Origin of the sequence: Dyadobacter sp. CECT 9275 (assembly GCF_907164905.1) — a bacterium.
GTDB lineage: Bacteria > Bacteroidota > Bacteroidia > Cytophagales > Spirosomataceae > Dyadobacter > Dyadobacter helix.
The window spans coordinates 4,043,789-4,061,510 of record NZ_CAJRAF010000002.1 but is presented as its reverse complement, the minus strand read 5'-3'; the positions used below and the strand labels follow the sequence as shown (position 1 = coordinate 4,061,510).

The 17,722-nt window shown below is 43.7% G+C and carries 20 protein-coding genes and 1 tRNA gene; 10 read left to right on the top strand and 11 right to left on the bottom strand.

Features of this window, described 5'->3' with window-relative positions:
- Positions 1-16: 16 nt before the first annotated feature.
- On the bottom strand, positions 17-1,567 hold the full coding sequence (istA, locus tag KOE27_RS24720; protein WP_215236846.1) for an IS21 family transposase: 1,551 nt from the start codon (positions 1,565-1,567) through the stop codon (positions 17-19).
- Between istA and KOE27_RS24715 the strand changes: the two genes are divergently transcribed.
- Both KOE27_RS24715 and KOE27_RS24710 read left to right on the top strand, forming a co-directional pair.
- Positions 1,545-3,020 (top strand): sensor histidine kinase, encoded by a 1,476-nt coding sequence (locus tag KOE27_RS24715; protein ID WP_215241377.1) that lies wholly within the window; start codon positions 1,545-1,547, stop codon positions 3,018-3,020. The genes istA and KOE27_RS24715 overlap by 23 nt on opposite strands.
- Before the next feature lie 41 nt (positions 3,021-3,061).
- Positions 3,062-3,832: a response regulator gene (locus tag KOE27_RS24710; RefSeq protein ID WP_215241376.1), complete on the top strand. Its 771-nt coding sequence runs from the start codon at positions 3,062-3,064 to the stop codon at positions 3,830-3,832.
- Between the two features lie 10 nt (positions 3,833-3,842).
- On the opposite strand, the gene KOE27_RS24705 is transcribed toward KOE27_RS24710, so the two are convergent.
- Positions 3,843-4,481 (bottom strand): hypothetical protein, encoded by a 639-nt coding sequence (locus KOE27_RS24705; protein ID WP_215241375.1) that lies wholly within the window; start codon positions 4,479-4,481, stop codon positions 3,843-3,845.
- Positions 4,482-4,557: 76 nt separating this feature from the next.
- Here KOE27_RS24705 and KOE27_RS24700 point away from each other — a divergent pair, with 76 nt between their 5' ends.
- Positions 4,558-5,085 (top strand): hypothetical protein, encoded by a 528-nt coding sequence (locus KOE27_RS24700; RefSeq protein ID WP_215241374.1) that lies wholly within the window; start codon positions 4,558-4,560, stop codon positions 5,083-5,085.
- A gap of 8 nt (positions 5,086-5,093) precedes the next feature.
- On the opposite strand, the gene KOE27_RS24695 is transcribed toward KOE27_RS24700, so the two are convergent.
- From KOE27_RS24695 to KOE27_RS24685, 3 genes are all read right to left on the bottom strand, one after another.
- Entirely contained in the window at positions 5,094-5,366 is a 273-nt protein-coding gene (locus KOE27_RS24695) for a hypothetical protein (RefSeq protein ID WP_215241373.1), read from the bottom strand.
- A 2-nt stretch (positions 5,367-5,368) separates the two neighbouring features.
- The gene (locus KOE27_RS24690; protein WP_215241372.1) at positions 5,369-5,638 is read right to left on the bottom strand and encodes a helix-turn-helix domain-containing protein; all 270 of its coding nucleotides are present in this window, start codon (positions 5,636-5,638) and stop codon (positions 5,369-5,371) included.
- A gap of 310 nt (positions 5,639-5,948) precedes the next feature.
- Entirely contained in the window at positions 5,949-6,890 is a 942-nt protein-coding gene (locus tag KOE27_RS24685; RefSeq protein WP_229252936.1) for an ABC transporter permease, read from the bottom strand.
- Positions 6,891-6,996: 106 nt separating this feature from the next.
- On the opposite strand from KOE27_RS24685, the gene KOE27_RS24680 reads away from it, so the two are divergent.
- On the top strand, positions 6,997-7,437 hold the full coding sequence (locus KOE27_RS24680) for a hypothetical protein (RefSeq protein WP_215241371.1): 441 nt from the start codon (positions 6,997-6,999) through the stop codon (positions 7,435-7,437).
- A gap of 34 nt (positions 7,438-7,471) precedes the next feature.
- Positions 7,472-8,683 (top strand): IS256 family transposase, encoded by a 1,212-nt coding sequence (locus tag KOE27_RS24675; protein ID WP_215237083.1) that lies wholly within the window; start codon positions 7,472-7,474, stop codon positions 8,681-8,683.
- 323 nt (positions 8,684-9,006) lie between these two features.
- Here KOE27_RS24675 and KOE27_RS24670 read toward each other — a convergent pair whose 3' ends face one another.
- The 5 genes from KOE27_RS24670 to KOE27_RS24650 all read right to left on the bottom strand — a co-directional run bounded on the left by KOE27_RS24670 (position 9,007) and on the right by KOE27_RS24650 (position 12,071).
- The gene (locus tag KOE27_RS24670; RefSeq protein ID WP_215241370.1) at positions 9,007-9,903 is read right to left on the bottom strand and encodes an RNA polymerase sigma factor; all 897 of its coding nucleotides are present in this window, start codon (positions 9,901-9,903) and stop codon (positions 9,007-9,009) included.
- Positions 9,882-10,160: a hypothetical protein gene (locus tag KOE27_RS24665; RefSeq protein WP_215241369.1), complete on the bottom strand. Its 279-nt coding sequence runs from the start codon at positions 10,158-10,160 to the stop codon at positions 9,882-9,884. The genes KOE27_RS24670 and KOE27_RS24665 overlap by 22 nt, the downstream gene beginning before the upstream one ends.
- Before the next feature lie 353 nt (positions 10,161-10,513).
- Complete coding sequence (locus tag KOE27_RS24660) at positions 10,514-11,467, bottom strand: ISAon1 family transposase (protein ID WP_215241697.1); 954 nt, start codon at positions 11,465-11,467, stop codon at positions 10,514-10,516.
- A gap of 10 nt (positions 11,468-11,477) precedes the next feature.
- The gene (locus KOE27_RS24655; RefSeq protein WP_215237885.1) at positions 11,478-11,840 is read right to left on the bottom strand and encodes an ISAon1 family transposase N-terminal region protein; all 363 of its coding nucleotides are present in this window, start codon (positions 11,838-11,840) and stop codon (positions 11,478-11,480) included.
- Between the two features lie 158 nt (positions 11,841-11,998).
- A tRNA-Phe gene (locus KOE27_RS24650) sits at positions 11,999-12,071 on the bottom strand.
- A 250-nt stretch (positions 12,072-12,321) separates the two neighbouring features.
- Between KOE27_RS24650 and KOE27_RS24645 the strand changes: the two genes are divergently transcribed.
- The 4 genes from KOE27_RS24645 (at position 12,322) to KOE27_RS24630 (ending at position 15,587) form a co-directional block, all read left to right on the top strand.
- Positions 12,322-13,647: a (Fe-S)-binding protein gene (locus KOE27_RS24645; protein WP_215241368.1), complete on the top strand. Its 1,326-nt coding sequence runs from the start codon at positions 12,322-12,324 to the stop codon at positions 13,645-13,647.
- A 31-nt stretch (positions 13,648-13,678) separates the two neighbouring features.
- On the top strand, positions 13,679-14,476 hold the full coding sequence (locus KOE27_RS24640) for a (Fe-S)-binding protein (RefSeq protein ID WP_215241367.1): 798 nt from the start codon (positions 13,679-13,681) through the stop codon (positions 14,474-14,476).
- A 73-nt stretch (positions 14,477-14,549) separates the two neighbouring features.
- A complete protein-coding gene (locus KOE27_RS24635) occupies positions 14,550-15,050 on the top strand; it encodes a hypothetical protein (protein WP_215241366.1) in 501 nt (166 codons plus the stop codon).
- Between the two features lie 54 nt (positions 15,051-15,104).
- Positions 15,105-15,587 (top strand): gliding motility lipoprotein GldH, encoded by a 483-nt coding sequence (locus tag KOE27_RS24630; RefSeq protein ID WP_215241365.1) that lies wholly within the window; start codon positions 15,105-15,107, stop codon positions 15,585-15,587.
- Here the strand turns inward: KOE27_RS24630 and KOE27_RS24625 are convergent, their stop codons facing one another.
- Entirely contained in the window at positions 15,588-16,808 is a 1,221-nt protein-coding gene (locus KOE27_RS24625) for an AI-2E family transporter (protein WP_215241364.1), read from the bottom strand.
- A gap of 28 nt (positions 16,809-16,836) precedes the next feature.
- Between KOE27_RS24625 and KOE27_RS24620 the strand changes: the two genes are divergently transcribed.
- Positions 16,837-17,664, top strand: a complete 828-nt coding sequence (locus KOE27_RS24620; RefSeq protein WP_229252928.1) for a hypothetical protein — start codon at positions 16,837-16,839, stop codon at positions 17,662-17,664.
- The last annotated feature ends 58 nt before the right edge of the window (positions 17,665-17,722 follow it).

Genomic DNA, 17,722 nt, shown 5'->3' with positions numbered 1-17,722 from the left:
TTAATTGTTTAAAGGATTATTGATAATAGTCTTCGCCTCTGATATTATCGTGTTTGGGCATGGGTAATTCGTCTGCAAACAGGCTGTCTTCATATTGATCCATATTTTTTTCCAGTATAGTCTGGATTGTTTTATAGTTGTAGATACCATAGCTTAAAGCCCTTTGGCACGCGCTGATCAGGCGTTGTTCACCAGCTTTCTTCGCAAAAGAGAGGATACCAATACAGGAGCGGTAGGCCTGTTCGGGATGCTGTTTGCGATCCAGGATTTTAAGAATATACAACCTGACATCTTCATGGATCGAGGAAGCCCACTCCAAGAATCGATCTGGTGTCCAGTCTGTTACGAAGCGGTGTGTACTGGCCAGATGTTCTTTATCGGTAGAATAATTATAGGGACTTTTAAGCCTTTTATGAAGGGCGATACGTTCGTAATGATAATATGCTTCAACCACAGAATTGGAATACAACAACTTGACTTTCTTGCCGATAAACCGGTATGGGACACTATAATAGTGCTTGTCAACGCTCAGGCAGACATGTCCGTTCTTCATTACAGTGGCATGTAGCTGTTTTTTGAACTCATAATGCAGGATCGGAAGCGGGGCCAGAGCACTGCGCTCAATTTCTTCAAACTGGAGTCTGCGACTGTAATTACGGCCCCGAAGCAGTTGGTTATTATGAGCCTCGAGAGCAATCAATATAGCTGCGTTTAACTCTGTCAGTGAGTTGTAAACCTGCTTTCTTAAAGGCGCATAAATACGGCTGTAAACGATTTTGACAGCACCTTCCACCAACGCCTTATCTCTTGGCCGGTAAGCGCGTGCAGGTAATATCGTAGTCCCATAATGATCAGCAAAATCGGCAAAGGCCTCGTTCAGCGTAGGTTCGTATTTATTGCTTTTTATAACAGCAGCTTTAAGGTTATCCGGAACAATTGCTGCCGGCACACCACCGATATAATGAAGTGCATTCTCGCAAGCTGCGATCAGATCTTCTTTTTGCTGGCTACTGACTGCTTCCACGTAAGTGAGTTGACTCGCTCCCAGGATAGCCACAAACACTTCAACCTCAGTTAATTCACCAGTCTCTTTATCTACAATACTTAATTTAACACCTGCAAAATCGATGTACAGCTTATCGCCGGCCTTATGGTCCTGATGCATCACAGGGTTAACGCGGGCCTTCCATTTGGTCAGATGAAAGCAAAACTGGGTATAAGCAAATCCTTCCGGAAATTCCTTTTTATAGGCTTCCCAAAGCATATGACGGGTAACACCTGTCCGTTTTAATTCTTTGTCTATTTGCGGAAAACAACGTTGCAGATTCAACAATCTGTCTTGCGGTGGCTGCTGTTTAACCGTTCCGAAAAAGTCATCCAGCTCTTTATCATTCAGGCTGTTGATCTGTTCAAAGGTAAGTCCGCTCGCATCAAAAGTGGTCATGTACTTCTTAGCGGTATTGCGGGAAACACCTGTCTGTTCCGCTATCCAGAGCTTGCTGCGGCCCTGGCTGTACATCCGTAAAATCTGTCTTATTTTGCTCATGCTGATTGTCGAATTGGCCATACCTTTTACACGATTGGTTCGTGCCAAAAATATGGTTGATTCTACAGCATTTTCTAATCTCTCAGGTGGTCAGTTTACTCCGGAATCAGGTGGTCAGTTTGATCCGAAATGGGGTGGTCAATTTCGCCCGGAACAGGTGGTCAGTTTAAACCGAATTGGGGTGGTCAGTTTCACCGAATTTTCCACCTTTGCACTTCAATATGAGACGAAAGGGAAAAACAAGTGGGATGCCGATAGTGCTTTTTACTATTATGATCAGGCGTTGGAATTGGCGTTAGCTCTGGGAAATCCAGTCGATATCGCCAATGTTTATTCTATATATGGACCTCTTGTGACTGAGGCAGACCGCATCAGGTTTATTTCCAATCTAAAAAAAGCGGATGAAATCTTTTCTAAAGAGAGAATGACGTTCGTAGTTATCATTACCCGTATCAGACTAGCAGAGGCGTACCTTGATGCAAGCAAGCCAATACTTGCAAAAAAATGGTTAGAGCAGGCTCAATACGTCGTGGATACTTCTCGGTTCAATGATTTTGAGCCGAGGACCCGTTTACTGAAGGCCACGGCAGTTCTTTATGAGCAAATGTCAGATCATAAGCAAGCATTGGCTTATTACAAGGACTATCTTAATGTAATGATACAGACCTTGAATGAGGATCGGGAGGGTGCGATATCGCGTCTTTCGGTCGAATATGAAACAGAAAAAAAGGCAGCAATGCTTGCTTCCCAAAAGAAGGAACTTGCACTTCAGGCAGAAAACCTGAAATCCCAAAAATGGCTGACGCGGCTCGCCATGATATTGAGCCTTTCTGCGATAGGTTTTGGCGGGGTATTTTACTGGCTCTACCGCAAGTACCGCCGCACCAGTGATCAGAACCAGCTATTGGTAGCTGAACAAAACCACCGGGTAAAAAATAATCTTCAACAGATTACCAGCCTGCTCTCATTGCAATCCAACCGCATGCAGGACAGTGTAGGTAAGCAGGTACTGGAAGAAAGTTTACTGCGTATTCATGCGGTATCATTGGTCCATCAACGGCTTTATGATGGCAGCCAGCCCGTCCAGGTTGATTTGGAGGAGTACATTCCCCGGCTTGCTGCCAGCGTATTTAAGATCTTTGGAATGGAGTCATTCCGTCCAAACTATCTGGTGGAGAAAATATGGCTGCATGCGGATAAAGCGGCATCGTTCGGTCTTATCCTTAACGAGATGATGACCAATGCCTGCAAATATGCGCTCCCAAATCAGCAAGATCCCAGTTTAATGATCTCATGTGTGCAGCAGGGCAAAAGCATTGTCTTTGAAATGAAAGATAACGGGCCGGGGTTCAGCTATGAGTCCGTGAAAAAAGGCTTTGGCCTTCAATTGATCACTGTTTTGGCGGGACGACTGAAAGCTGAATTATCTGCCGATAAGACAGGGAACCATTTTACCCTGGTATTTGAACCATAATATTGTCAAAGAAACCTTCCATTTTAAATAAATACCCTCTCATGAATTCAAGCAATGCATTACGGATTTTGATTGTCGAAGACGATGAGTTGACGGCATGGGCCATTGAAGAGGCGCTGATAGCAGCCGGATACGGTGTCTGCAGTAAAGCGGGCGATTATGAAACAGCGATCAGGGTTATGATACAGGAGCGGCCAGATCTGGCCCTTGTTGACATCAGACTAAAAGGTCAGATCGATGGTATTACACTTTCTGAACAGCTAAGGGATATCAGATGGATTCCTTTGATTTATCTGACGGCTAATACGGAAATAGAAACCTATCAACGTGCCCGCAAGACCCGCCCTACTGCTTTTCTGCACAAGCCCTTTCGGCCACTGGAATTGGCCAGGCAGATCGATCTTGCGATGGATAATTTTTATCAAGAGAAAATCCCGACCGGCAAAACACCGCCGGAAGATGTATTTGTCTGGGATGGTAAAGGCGGATATGTCCGGGTTAACACCGGGCAGATCGTGCTTATTAACGCCAGTGGTGGATATAGTGAGCTGGTTTTAACCGACGAGGAGTTCGCCCGTATTATGCCAGGGAGCGTTCATCAGGCAATGCTTTTATCTATACCGTTTGGGAATGTGTTGTTGTATTTAGGTGATAACTTCTACCGGGCCGGACGTTCTGTTTGTATCAACCTGAAGTATGTTGATCGGGTAGAATCTGACCGGATTTTTCTCCGGCAGCATGAGGTACTTTTACCAATAGGGAAACATAAGGAACTGCTTGAGCGGTTGCCAGTGATAAGGTCCCGAAAATGAACGGACCGTATCATTCGCTGAGCTCGCTATCCTGCTCACAATTCAGCACCGGCCAGTTGTCGGCAGCATCTTTACCACGCGAAAGCAAGATCTGCCGGTACCTGATCAGGGTGATTGCTTTGTAATCTACCGGAGTCATTTCCAATGGAAGCCGGATGAGCTCATTGGCGAGTATTTTACGAAGGTACAATTCAGCAAGAAGCGAATGTTTAAGCTCAGGTGCGTAACCCATCATATCAATCAAACGTTGTCTTGCCAAAGCTCCGTAAGGCAGATACTCGCGGAAGTAGGTCTGGTAAAGCTCCAGGTCGTAATCATCCGCCAGGTTACAGCGGACATCTTCGTTTCGGATCAGGCGGACATGTTGCTCGGCCAGTTTGCTGTACTGTTCATACGGCAAAAACCCGGCATTTTTCTGTTGGATCAGGCTTCTCAGAAAAAGCTCAAAACGAATGGTGATGCTTTCATCGGGCAAATAACCCAGGTAATATTCGATTTCCTGTTTTGCCTCATGAGAAAATTCGGTGAGCACAGTGGCGGACCTGTGCAGGTCCTCCCATGAAATGGTTTTACAAGGGACTGTGTGATACGGCTGTGTATTAGGATGTGAATCACGAGTGCTTTCAGCGGGCTGATGATGATAATCCATAGTCCGTCTCCTGATAGTTAACTACTTGAGAATACTACCATAATTCAAATATGTTGTCAACTAAATATTGTATCAAATGGCAAAGGATCACGAAAACAAAGAAGATTTGGAGCAGCTTTTCCCGGAAGGCTTTGATTATTTCAAGAATATGGCTGACGAAACAGCCCGGCAGTCCCGGATGATTGATGAGCGCATTAAAAACATCCCCACCGAGGATATCAGACAAACCTCTCACCGGCTGGAATTTAATCCGGCAGGATTTGCCAAAGCCAGGGAAGCATGGGTCAACCGTGAAGATCGCAGGAGCCTTGAAGGGCTAAAGACAGAGTTAGAGACAGATCTGACTAAGAGGATGGAACAGGGTATCAAAAGCTGGGACCTGGATAAAGATACAGCCACTCAAATTCGTGATGCGACCCGGGAGACACTGCACCCCAATCCGTTCAAGGGAAAAACCAAGGAGCAGTTAGACCAGATAAAGGGCAAGGAAAAAGACCTGCAACATTCTCAGGATTTTATGCGGACACTGCTTGATAACGAACGCAAGGGTACACCCACACCACCTGCTAAAACCGGAAAAGGAAAAGAGCCAGGAATGGAATAGCTGGAAAACTATCGTTCAGGATCAATTTGACGGCCTTTTGTCTTGCCCAGAAGATTTTTGTTCAGCTTTTGCGGATCAGGTTTGAGCCAGGACGGGGCCTTGCTGATTGCTTCCTCCGAAAGGAATTGCTTTCTGCCGTCCTGCATAGCCTGTAAATTCGGAGTCTGACTTTTTGATTTCGAAATCCGTTCAGATAGTCCTGGCATATACTTGGCCAGAATGTAACCTTGGTTGAACTTACGGATATACTCAGGGTCTGGTTTTTCGTTTTCTGTGTCCATAACTAGAATGTATTGCGGGCGTGTTTGTTTAGATATTGCTCAATAGACTCTCTATCATAAAGAATAATCTTCTTTTGAGGCTGGGAAAACCGTAGCTGACCTTCATCCCTCAGTTTCTGTAAGGTCGTTCTGGATTTAATATTGAGAAGGGACATCGCTTCATCCTGTGCCACCCATTTTTCTGCATGCTGCTTATTAGTTTCTGTCAACCGTGCGACTACTTGTTCGACCAGTTCGTAAAAGGCTGTGTCTTCGAGGCAGATGACTTGCATAGGAAAGGTAGGTTTGGGTCTCTTGGGTTTTGTTTGAAAAGTTGTCTAATCTTGTTCGAACCATTAGAGATTGGAAATACTCATTTTGGAGCTCTCGTGAAAAGTGGATGCCGTAACCGACAAGAGAACGAAATAACGCCCTTTCAGGCGGTCGTATTTTCATTGTTTTACGAACCTCGGAAAATGATGCATGAACAGTGCTTTTCTTTATTCAAATGTTGTCAGCGATTAATACGCCCCTCCTTAAATTAATATCCAAAGGGATAAACTACGAGGTATTCTCTTACTGAGCACAAACTTCTTATGCCTGCTATTCGGACCGCAGCGTTTTGATCGGGTTTGCCAACGAAGCTTTGACGCTGCGGAAGCCGACTGTAAAAAACGTCACGAGCACAGTAATTATGATGGCCAGTACGAAAATCCCCACCCCGGGCTCGATATGGTATGCAAAGTCGTTGAGCCAGCTATTTGTAAACCACCATCCGAGTGGTGCAGCTAGCAGGAATGCGATTAGCAACAGTTGTAAAAATTCTTTCCCGAACAACCACAGGACATCTGACGTTTTCGCGCCCAGCACTTTGCGAACACCTATTTCCTTGGTCTTTTGAGTAGCCATGAAGGAAACCAGACCGTATAATCCAAGACATCCAACGAAGATGGCCACCACAGCAAATGCCTGAATAAGGCGCAGTAGCACGTTATCCAGTTTGTAGAGCCGCTCGACGTCTTCGTCCATAAACCGGTAGGTGAAAATATATGACGGGTAAATTTTCGTCCACTCGGTTTCCAGTCGGGCAATGGTCGATGACATGTCGGATAGATTGATTTTTAGCCCGCAACTGCCGTAAGCCTCGCCACGGGTGGTCATACCAAGGGGTTCGATGGCCGTGCGCAGAGACCGGAAGTGGAAGTCTTTTACCACGCCGACAACGGTTCCCCGCCGGCCGTTGATGGTTGCTGCTTTGCCGATGGCGTCATCTATTGTCTTTAAGCCCAGTGCTTTAATAGCTGTTTCGTTGAGCAGGTACTCGCGTATCGTGTCGGACGGATTTAGGTTGCGGCCAGCTAGCAAGGGTATTTTAAACATAGGTACATATTGATTATCCACGGCTTTGATGGAAATCATGAATTGCTCGTGTTCGGGACGGGTATCGAATTGGACATTGCTGCGGCCGATTGCATCAGACGCAGGCGGGGTATCAAAAAATGTGACATTGTCGATACCTGAAAGCCTGTTCAATTCGCTTTTCAATGAAGTGATTTTAGACGTTTGATTGTCTGTTAATAATATTATTAAATAATTGTATTGCAATAACTTAAAATTAATTACCTTTCTTCAAACAAAGCCTCTCATTATCATGAAAAATTTATGCCTGATTTTAGTTGTAGTCTGCTTGACATTTATATCCTCTCTGGCCTTTTCTCAAATCGTAATACCGTTGTCTTCCGAATTTGAAAGTTTCAAGGAGGGACCAGTTTACGATAAATATGATCTATTTTATGGAGATATTAATAAAGATGGTAATAAAGACATAATAGCTATGGGTGATGCGACTGTATTTGTTCACTTTAACGTTACAAGTAAGAGTACATCTGCAACTATGTTAAAAAGAGTTCAAGTCTGTCAATTTGCACAACAAGCTTACGAAAATTATAACAGATCTGTGACTGACTTTGACGACGACGGTGTGTTGGATTTGGTCTATTATAGTAAAACAATTGCATTTTACTTCAGAGGAATAAAAACAACATCGGGTAACAAGATTATATTCAGTAAAGAACGCGAGACTGTAAAATGAACTCTGTCTAAAAGTTTTAACTTTTAAACAGAACATGGAAAAGACAGAATTCGAACAGATGCGCGACAAGGCGCTCGAACAGTTGATGAAAGGACAATCATTGACTGGAAAGGATGGAGTTTTCGCTCCCTTACTTCAACAATTTTTAGAAAGTGCTCTTGAGTCGGAAATGAATACCCATCTCAGTGATCAAGAGCGAGAATCTGGCAATAAGCGAAATGGCAAAGGTAGCAAACGGTTAAAAACCATGTCTGGTGAAATTATATTAACTACACCAGAAGATAGAAAGGCTACTTTTTCACCGCAAATTGTCAAGAAACGCGAGACCGTCTTGGCTGACAACCTTGCTCCTCAAATTATTGGCTTATACAGCAAAGGAATGAGTTTTCGAGATATATCCGACCACATCCAGCAGATGTATGATGTTGAAATATCTCATGCAACACTCTCCGAAATTACCGAGCGCGTAATCCCACAGGTTAAGGAATGGCAAAACAGGCCCCTGGAAAGCCTTTATACTATTATCTGGTTAGATGCCATGCATTACAAGGTCAGAGACGGTGGGCGTGTCGTAACACGGGCTGTTTACAACGTTCTTGGTATAAATCGTCACGGCTACAAAGACTTGATCGGGATGTACGTCTCTGAAAGTGAGGGTGCTAATTTTTGGTTATCCGTGCTTACCGACTTAAAATCCAGAGGCGTAAAGGATATTCTGATAGCCTGCACGGACAATCTTACCGGTTTTTCGGAAGCAATTTTGGCATCATTCCCTGACGCCGAGATTCAGAGTTGCATCATTCATCAGATTCGGAACTCACTGAAATATGTAGCTTCCAAGGATCAAAAAATTTTCATGCAAGACTTGAAAACGGTCTACCAAGCACCTACGAAGGATAAAGCCGAGTTAGAGCTTGATAAACTCAACGATAAATGGGGCGTGAAATATCCGGTTGTAATTAAATCCTGGCAGAATAACTGGCATAAACTGTCAACTTATTTCGCTTATGATGAGCAAATTAGAAGACTTATTTATACAACCAACGCCGTCGAAGGCTTTCACCGACAAGTTCGTAAAATAACAAAAACGAAGGGCGCTTTTCCCAACGACATGGCTTTACTTAAATTGATCTACCTGGCTGTCGAAAATATAAGTCGGAAGTGGACGTCGCCTTTGCAAAACTGGGCACTTACTGCACAACAATTACATATCAAATTTGGTGACAGAATGCGAATGGACCTTTAATTTTATCTCTCAATATAAAAAGCAAAAATAGCCGGTTATTGAATTTATCAAGGGTAAATGAACGGCCGCATCGGCGGTCCGATCCGTGCCTCCGCCGCCCTTGACAAACCCAATAACAAGCAAAAAAGCATTTGAAATCGAAAAGAAAAATTAAATTTGAATCAACTTAAATAGCCAGACAGAGTTCAGATTACACTCCCACTTTCAACAATTTAATGAAGGAGCGCTTAAATAATAAACAGCATCGATACAACTATTATTAAATTAATCAAATTCTATCAGACATTTTTTGTATATATATGCCTTATAGGAAATAGGACTGTTCATCGAAGTAGCGTTGCCAAACGCTCTCGGGCATTATGCCGGTGATACCTCACATGTTCTTCACTATCATTTAGCAACTGGCCAATTTCTTCGTCACTATAACCCTCAAACACATAGAGTACTAAAATAACCCTATACATTTCGGGAAGCGCCTGTAGAGCGTGACCTACTTTTTCTTTGTCGCGCCTCAAATAATCTAAGCTGAACGCTCGTTCATCATATTCTACAGCATTGCCTGACAAGTATTCGACCTTTTCCCATCTGTAACCTGATAATCCCTTAGGGAGTAGAAGTTTAATAGATTGACCTATGACAAATTGTTTAAGCCAGAAATCTACTGGGCTCTGCCCTTGGAACCGGTCGATATGCGCAAAAGCGTTGACAAAGGCCTTTTGAACTACAGTCTCTGCATCTGTTTTACTATTTACGATTCTTTGAGCAACAGGCATCAATTCAACCACATACTTCATGCAAATTTCGTACTGAGCTGGCTTCATCCCTCTTTGACACTGCTTAATCAATTCAACAATTTCATCTTGTCTACGCTCTGTCACCCTAGTTGCGTTCCTTTGGAGTCTCTTTCGAGTAAAACCGGTATCCTGTATATTTGGAGAATTATCATTCCGGTCCTCAGAGGAACCTGTGAAATCTTCGAGGTTCATTTGAGGAAGAACTCTCTTAGGTGTATTTACGTTAAGTATCACCTCCTTAATCATGGCTGATAACTCTTTTTCCTTTTGACGCTTTAAAGGTCGGAGAATGTCAAACAAATATGATTGTAGATATTTGACAACGCTTCTCACCCACCTACCTACCAAAATCAATGGATAGAAATACCCCAATGCTGTCTCCAAGGCAGCATTTTTAGTTATTTTTATGAAATAATTTGTTTCCAAAGCTTTTTGCCAGTTTTCAACGAATGCTCAATTATTTGTAGGAGATATAAAAACACGTCAATAATAAAAATCAAATACTCAACAAATGTCAGGGTATAGATAATAAATGCTGAAGTTTTTTTCTCTTCCAAATAGTGTACAAAATAACCCAATCCCACTGCTGCTAATGCAATCAATACAAAAATCAGCGAGGCGACTATTATATGAACTGCAAACTGATAATAAGGTTGCCACCCACTTCCTTCATTACCATCCATGTAGTAAGTAATTATGTTTCATCATCCTTCTGGTTGTGAGGGCATAATTAACAAAATTAATTTGAAACATCTACTAGGTGAGAACGGTTTTTTGAATAAAAAAGTGCCCTTGGCTTAAAGCATTGATGTATTTGTATCCAGTTATGAGCCATAAATGCTTAGTAAAGTGTTACTCGAAAATTTAGCGAGCCCTTTTAAACTAGATCGGAATAAAGCAGATATCTCAATATGTTGATTCAAACTAAGTTTTAGAATTGAAACTTATAATATCCTCAGTTGATTTCTAGAAGATCTGGATCTGATTTAGTTCGGCTATGAAAGGATCAAGACCAAATGTTGTGGAGCACCTTGGATTAAGCATATAACTGAGTGAGGCGGTAAAGAAAGAATTCGACGTTTCTGACTCCTCGGAACTGAGCCCTAAATGCTTTAATTTTTGCGTTGAAGGATTCGGCAGACGCATTGGTGCTACGGTTATCAAAATAATTGACAATGGTCTTGTAATGGCTTTCAATCGAGCGGGCTACTGTATTGAATGCTTTAAATCCGGATTGCCTGACCTTTTCGTGCCACTTGGCAAGCCTTGTCAACCCGTATATCTTTTCAGATGTGTTTGTGAAGATGTTACTTAGCTCTAGCGCCAGCTCGTATGCCTTTTTAAGGTCTGGGAAGCGTTCGAAGAGAAGTTGTGCTCTTTCTCGTTGGCTATCAGTCCAGGTACTGGGCTTTTTGTAAAGTGCGTATCTACTGCGAGCCAGTAGTTGTTTGACGGTATCACCGTTACCTAATATTTCTGGTTGATACTCTGTCTGAGAAACCTTTGCCTGCTCAATGGCATCGTTTTCCTTGTCCAACGCATCCCATCGGTGTTTAATGCGGATTTCTTGAAGGGCTTCGACTGCCAATCTTTGTACATGGAAGCGGTCAGTGACGCGCACTGCCCGCGGGAAACAACGCTTGGCGATCATAGTCATGCTACTGGCCATGTCTAAGGTTATTTCAGTCACTTTCTTGCGAAGTGATTCCGGAATTTTGCGGATGACCTCAATGACCGCTTCTGCTTTGGTGCCAGCCACAATGGCCACTATACTGCCTTTACCGCCTCTGGCTGCTTTGTTTGTAAGAATGGTGTAGAGTTCGCCGTGAGAAAGACTGGTCTCGTCGATTGATAGGTGGGATCCTAGATTTTGAGGAAAGAGCAGCCACTTTTTAGCATGGCCCCGTTGGTCCCAATTTTTAAACCCACTTTGAAAATCGCGGTATTGACGTAATAAGCTTTTGCCGTTAACCCCATAGAACCGTCCAATCGCCCAGGCGCTATTCGGGTTGATATCTACTGATATCTTTTAAAAAAGCCGCGAATTCACTAGTCATTCGCGTTCCTTTGCCTACTTCTGCCCAATCTCTGTACACTACTTTTCCTGTTTTGCTATTAAGCCATCTGCGGCGTTTAATGTGAAGAAAGACTTTATGGCCCCGAATCGGGAAATCCTGGACAGTAATCGTCGGGAAGAAGCCTTTGGAGAGCAGGTTCCTTCTTTCTGGATCAGTCTCGTCCGCATTTTTCTCATCAATATGCACGTGGAAGACACCATCCTGCCGGTCGATAGAAGTTAACTCAAAATTTTCGAGGATGAACTCAGGTAATAGAAACTGAATAATGGGTAAGAAACTCTCCAAAACGAACTGGTTTGATTAAAAACACAAACCTAGATAAATCCTATCCCCTCCACAAGTTTTTGATTTGATCCCTATGAAACGGTATAGATTGTTGTACCTATGTTGTACCAAAGAAAAAAGCCGCTACGAATTTTCATCGTAACGGCTTGATTTTCAGGTGGTGATGGACGGAATCGAACCGCCGACACAAGGATTTTCAGTCCTTTGCTCTACCGACTGAGCTACATCACCAGGCTCAATTGGTTCCCTTTGGGACTGCAAAGGTAGAAGTCTGTTTTTGCTTTACAAATAATTTTAGAAATTAATTTTAAAAATTAATCTGAGTTTACTCACAATGCCCGATTCATTTTTGATTATCAATAGGTTATATTATTTTGAAACATTTTTTTAATAACATATTCGGAGGCTACATGCATTTTTGCCATATTTGTAATTGTTATGCAAGCATACCATTGTAAGCTTTTATTGATGTAAAACTGAGATGGCCATATTCCAGCAGCTTCTTTTTATCATTTTACTGGGTCTTACGGGCTGGCTAGTGTACCGCAGGGCTGCTGTCATCAGGATGACCATTCAACTTGGCAAACCTGAATTACGTACTGATCAGCCAGGAAGGCGCATGGGAATAATGGCCCGGGTGGCCTTGGGGCAGAAGAAAATGTTTGACAGGCCCGTAATAGGTATCCTTCACTTTGCAGTGTATATGGGTTTTATACTCATTAATGTCGAGATTTTGGAAATCGTACTGGATGGGGCCCTGGGAAAACACCGGCTTTTCGCTTCTGCTTTGGGGGGGCTTTATCCTATCCTTATTGGTTTTTTCGAATTTCTTGCCTTAGGTGTTTTACTGGCGTGCTCCATCTTTCTGATCCGGAGACGGATCCTCAGGACCGAACGCCTGCAGCCTTCCAGGCACCGAGAAATGCTGGGTTGGCCGGAAATGGATGCGACCATCATTTTAGTGCTCGAAATCGTGCTGATGATTGCAATCCTGACCATGAATGCCGCAGATTCGGTACTTCAGGACCTGGGAAATGCACATTATACCCAAACTCAGGACTTTTTTTTCAGCCGCTATCTTAAACCCTTATTTGCCCATTGGAGCGAAGGTAGTCTCATTCTCTATGAACGTGCTGCCTGGTGGTTACATATCACAGGAATTTTTGCCTTTGCCATATATGTCACTTATTCCAAGCATCTGCACATCGTGCTGGCTTTCCCAAACACTTATTTTTCACAGCTATCGGCAAAAGGGGAAATGCGTAATATGCCGGAGATCACAGCAGAGGTTAAAAGTATGTTAGGTGTTGACTCTGTGGGACCATCCGAAACGGCGGTTCCTGAGCGGTTCGGGGCAAAAGATGTTGCCGATCTGACCTGGAAAAACCTGATGGACGCTTATTCATGTACCGAATGCGGCAGATGTACTTCTGTTTGCCCGGCAAATCTGACAGGCAAAAAACTATCCCCGCGTAAAATCATGATGGACACTCGGGATCGCCTCGAAGAGGTTGGCAGGAATATGCAGCAAAATACCGGCAAGTTTGTGGACGATGGTAAAGCATTACTGGGCGACTATATCCTTGAAGAAGAAATTCTCGCCTGCACTACGTGTAATGCCTGTGTGCAGGAATGTCCCGTTCTCATCAATCCCCTCGATATTATCCTTCAGCTCAGGCGTTATAAAATTATGGATGAAGCACAAGCTCCAGGTTCTTGGAATATGATGTTCCAAAATCTGGATACTAACCAAGCCCCCTGGAAGTTTTCGCCTGCCGATAGATTTAACTGGGCCGAAAAACTCTGACAACTTCCTCTCAAACAAATAATCTTTTAATATGGCCGAGCTCGAATATAAGGTACCCACAATGGCCGAAATGGCGGCGGCTAACGAAACCCCGGAGGTATTGTTCTGGGTTGGCTGTGCCGGTTCCTTCGACGACCGGTACAAAAAAGTTACCGTGGCTTTCGCTAAAATTCTGAACAAAGCCGCTGTAAAATTTGCCGTACTTGGTACCGAAGAAAGCTGTACCGGAGATCCTGCCCGCAGAGCCGGAAATGAGTTCACGTTTCAAATGCTCGCCATTTCTAACATACAGGTCCTGGATATGTATGGTATAAAAAAAATTGTAACCGCATGTCCTCACTGTTTCAATACCTTAAAAAACGAATATCCTGCGTTAGGCGGAAACTATGAAGTATTACACCATTCCGAATTCCTGCAACAGCTGATCAACGAAGGACGGGTGGGGCTGGAAGGCGGCGGAAATTTTAAAGGAAAAAAAATCACCTTCCATGATTCCTGTTATCTCGGACGCGCTAATAATGTCTATGAGGCGCCCCGTAAGGTATTGGAAGCGCTGGATGCCGAGTTAGTCGAAATGAAACGTTGCCGTACGAAAGGCCTATGCTGCGGAGCGGGAGGCGGGCAAATGTTTAAAGAACCCGAAAAAGGTACAAAGGATATCAATATCGAACGTATTGAAGAGGCCATCGAAACAGGCGCTTCTACCATTGCAGTGGCCTGCCCCTTTTGCATGGTCATGATGACGGACGGTGTTAAGAACAAAGAAAAGGAAGATACCCTTAAAGTTTATGACCTCGCTGAGCTCTTAGCCCAGGCCGGTAATCTTTAAAAGAAAAGAACTTTGGCCACCATCCGGGTGTTTGAAACGTAACGCAATACTTATTCAGAAGACATTAATCACCATGTTCATACCATTTAATGAGATTGACCTGAACGCCAGAATCTGGATCTATCAGGCCAACAGAAACATCACCGAACAGGAGGCTGGCATTATTACAGAAACATTAAGGTCGGCCGTAGACTTATGGGAAGCACACGGGGCACCGCTGACGGCTTCGGTAAAGTTGTTTGAGCACCGTTTTGTTGTCATTGCCGTAGATGAAAGGGATGAACTACCCAGTGGTTGCTCCATCGACAAATCGTCCCATTGGCTTCAGGAGATAGGTCATAACCTTGGGATCGATTTTTTTGACCGTTCGCTTACCTATCTGGACGAGCATAACCACATTCAGAGCGTGCCGGTTGCGGGAATCAAACAGGCGGTAACAAGTGAGGTGATCTTACCGGAAACCACCATATTTGACAATCAGGTATCCACAAAAGCCCAATGGATGACCCGATGGAAAGTACCGGCTTCAAATTCCTGGCTGAAACGCTATTTCTCCGGGCAAATCTCTGCCTGATTTTGAAAGACAGGTAACGCTGGTTAGTTTTGTTTCAGACTTTTAATTATTCCGATGAAATCAGTGCGTTATCTGGTTGTTGCCTGTCTGGCTTTTCTTTTTTTCAGCTGCAACGAAAATGTGGTTTATACAGCCTACGATGATATTCCTGACGGGCTCTGGTATATCAAAAACAAACCGCAGTTTAAGGTTGACATCAAGGATACCACCCAGGCATACCATATTTATTATCTGCTGAGGAATTCCTTACAGTATCCTTATTATAATCTTTACCTGACCAGAGAAATCACAGGCCCTGATGGCAAGCAGCTATCTTCCGTGCTACAGGAAGTATTTATTTCAAACGAGATCACAGGAAAACCTTTTGGAAACGGCCTTGGTGATTTATTCGACCATAAAATTCCCGTTCTGAAAAATCACGTTTTCCCCAAACCAGGAATTTACACTTTCACCTTGTCGCAATCAATGCGCCAGAATCCCCTTCCATTTGTACTTAGCGTTGGCATCAGTGTGGAAAAAGTCCAACCTGTAAAATAATCAGGCAGTGGCCGTATCGGATGAGCCCGGTGCAGGATTAATCCCAGGTTTTTTACGCGGTTTATTCCTGTATCGGCGGTAGGGCTTTTTTGAATTTTCCTTTTGCTGTGCCTTCTGCTCTTCTGCTTTTTCCTCTGCTACCTCATGAACCGGCTCTCCCAGCAAAAAACCAAACGGCTCCATACTTGGAATAGCATCCAGGATAACTTTTAAAATTGCCGTAAAAGGAAGTGCCAGAATTAACCCGGACAAACCCCAAAGCTGACCGCCCAGAAACAAAGCCACGATGGCCGCAAGCGGATTGACGCTTACCTTGGATCCCACAATGTTGGGAGTAATAAAATTCCCCTCAAGAAACTGCACAAAGCTCATGATTCCTATCACCCCGACCGCATACCAGGGCGAATCCATGGTAACAATGCTTAACAAAGCCGGCAGAACAGATCCGATGAGAATTCCGATGTAGGGGATCAGGATAAGGAATCCTGCCAGAAACCCGAAAAATATGGCGTGCGGAATTCCTAAAATAAGCAATCCTATGCTATTTAAAACACCGACGATCAGAATAACGAGAAAGAGCCCGGACAGGTAACTTTGTATCACCATGTATATCTTTTTCAGGAGCATATTTAAATGGGCATCCGGGACACTCTTAAAAGCCTTGTGTACAAAACGCCTGAAAAAATCACGGTAGAGAAGGAAAAAGAAGATATACAAAGGCAACAGGATAAATGTCGAGATAGCTCCGGTGGTAGTTACCAGCGTGTTAAGAAAAAAGGTTTTCCCTTCACTCAGCGTGTTGATCAGATATTTCTTTGCCTCACTGACCTGTTGATTACGGCTTATGTTCAGGTACCGCTCCCCCATCGTGAGGGTCTCATCCAGGAGCAATTCCGCTTTTTCGGTGATGCGGGGAAGCTCTTCTCCAAAACTCCCCATCTGAAGAGTAACAATGGAAATCAGCCCCGCCAGCACAATCACAAGTACCAGTATACTGAGCAAAATGGCACCGATACGCGGTACGCGGCGCAGTTCAAGCCAAGCACATACGGGGTGCAGAAGGATGGCCAGCAATACCGAAAATGCCAGTGGTATGATTGTTTCACTCAGGGTGAAAAGAATATACACTCCGGCGATAAGCGCAACAAGAATACTGGCAAGTTTAATGTAATAAGGTGTTTCTTTATCTTTGTCCGGAAGAGAACGTAACGTAGAGTTCATGAGTAGGTTAATATATTTTTGGGTTGCCTTGAAAACTATACTTTGTACTTGCCAGCAGGATCATAAGGTAAACAAATTCGATAAGGTACGTTCACAATACAAAATTAGCAAAATAGGCAAGCTTCCAAACGTAGTTACGGAAAGTTCGGGACTGGCAAGAGATCTCAGCCGGAAATCCTACTGGACCCATAACGACAGCGGAGGCCTGCCTGAATTATATGAGATAGATTCAACCGGAAATTACCTGTCTCAAAAAGTGATCCCCGGAGCTATCAACGTAGATTGGGAAGATCTGTCGCAGGGCCCAGGCAACAGTATCTTTATTGGGGATATTGGCAATAACAGTAACCAAAGAAAAGATCTGGTCATTTACAAAGTCAACATTGACCCTAAAAATAACAATGAAACAGAGATCGGGAAAATCGAATTTTCCTACGCGGATCAGAAACAATTTCCGCCCCCGGCTGAAAGCTTAAACTTTGATAGCGAAGCATTTTTCTATTTCAGGGAAAAACTCTATTTGTTTTCAAAGAACCGAAGCCGAAATAATCATTTCGTAAAGCTATACGCCTTACCCGCCCAGGAAGGCCGGTATGTCACGAGCCCTGCTGACAGTATATCCGTTGGCACCCAGGTTACCTCCGCAGATGTGAGCCCTGACGGAAAAACATTTGCACTCCTTACGTATGGGAAAATCCTGTTATTTCGGATCGAGCAGGATATGGTTAATTTCCGGCATCCCGTTGGCTGTTTCAGGTTTGTTCACAAACAGGCCGAGGCCATCGTTTTTATTAATAATCACGATTTAATGGTCAGCAATGAGCAAGGCCAGCTCTTCAGAATTACCCGCCGATGATATTATATTTGTGTTAACAATCCCGAAGTGTATGTAATGTGAAAAACACATCCACTAA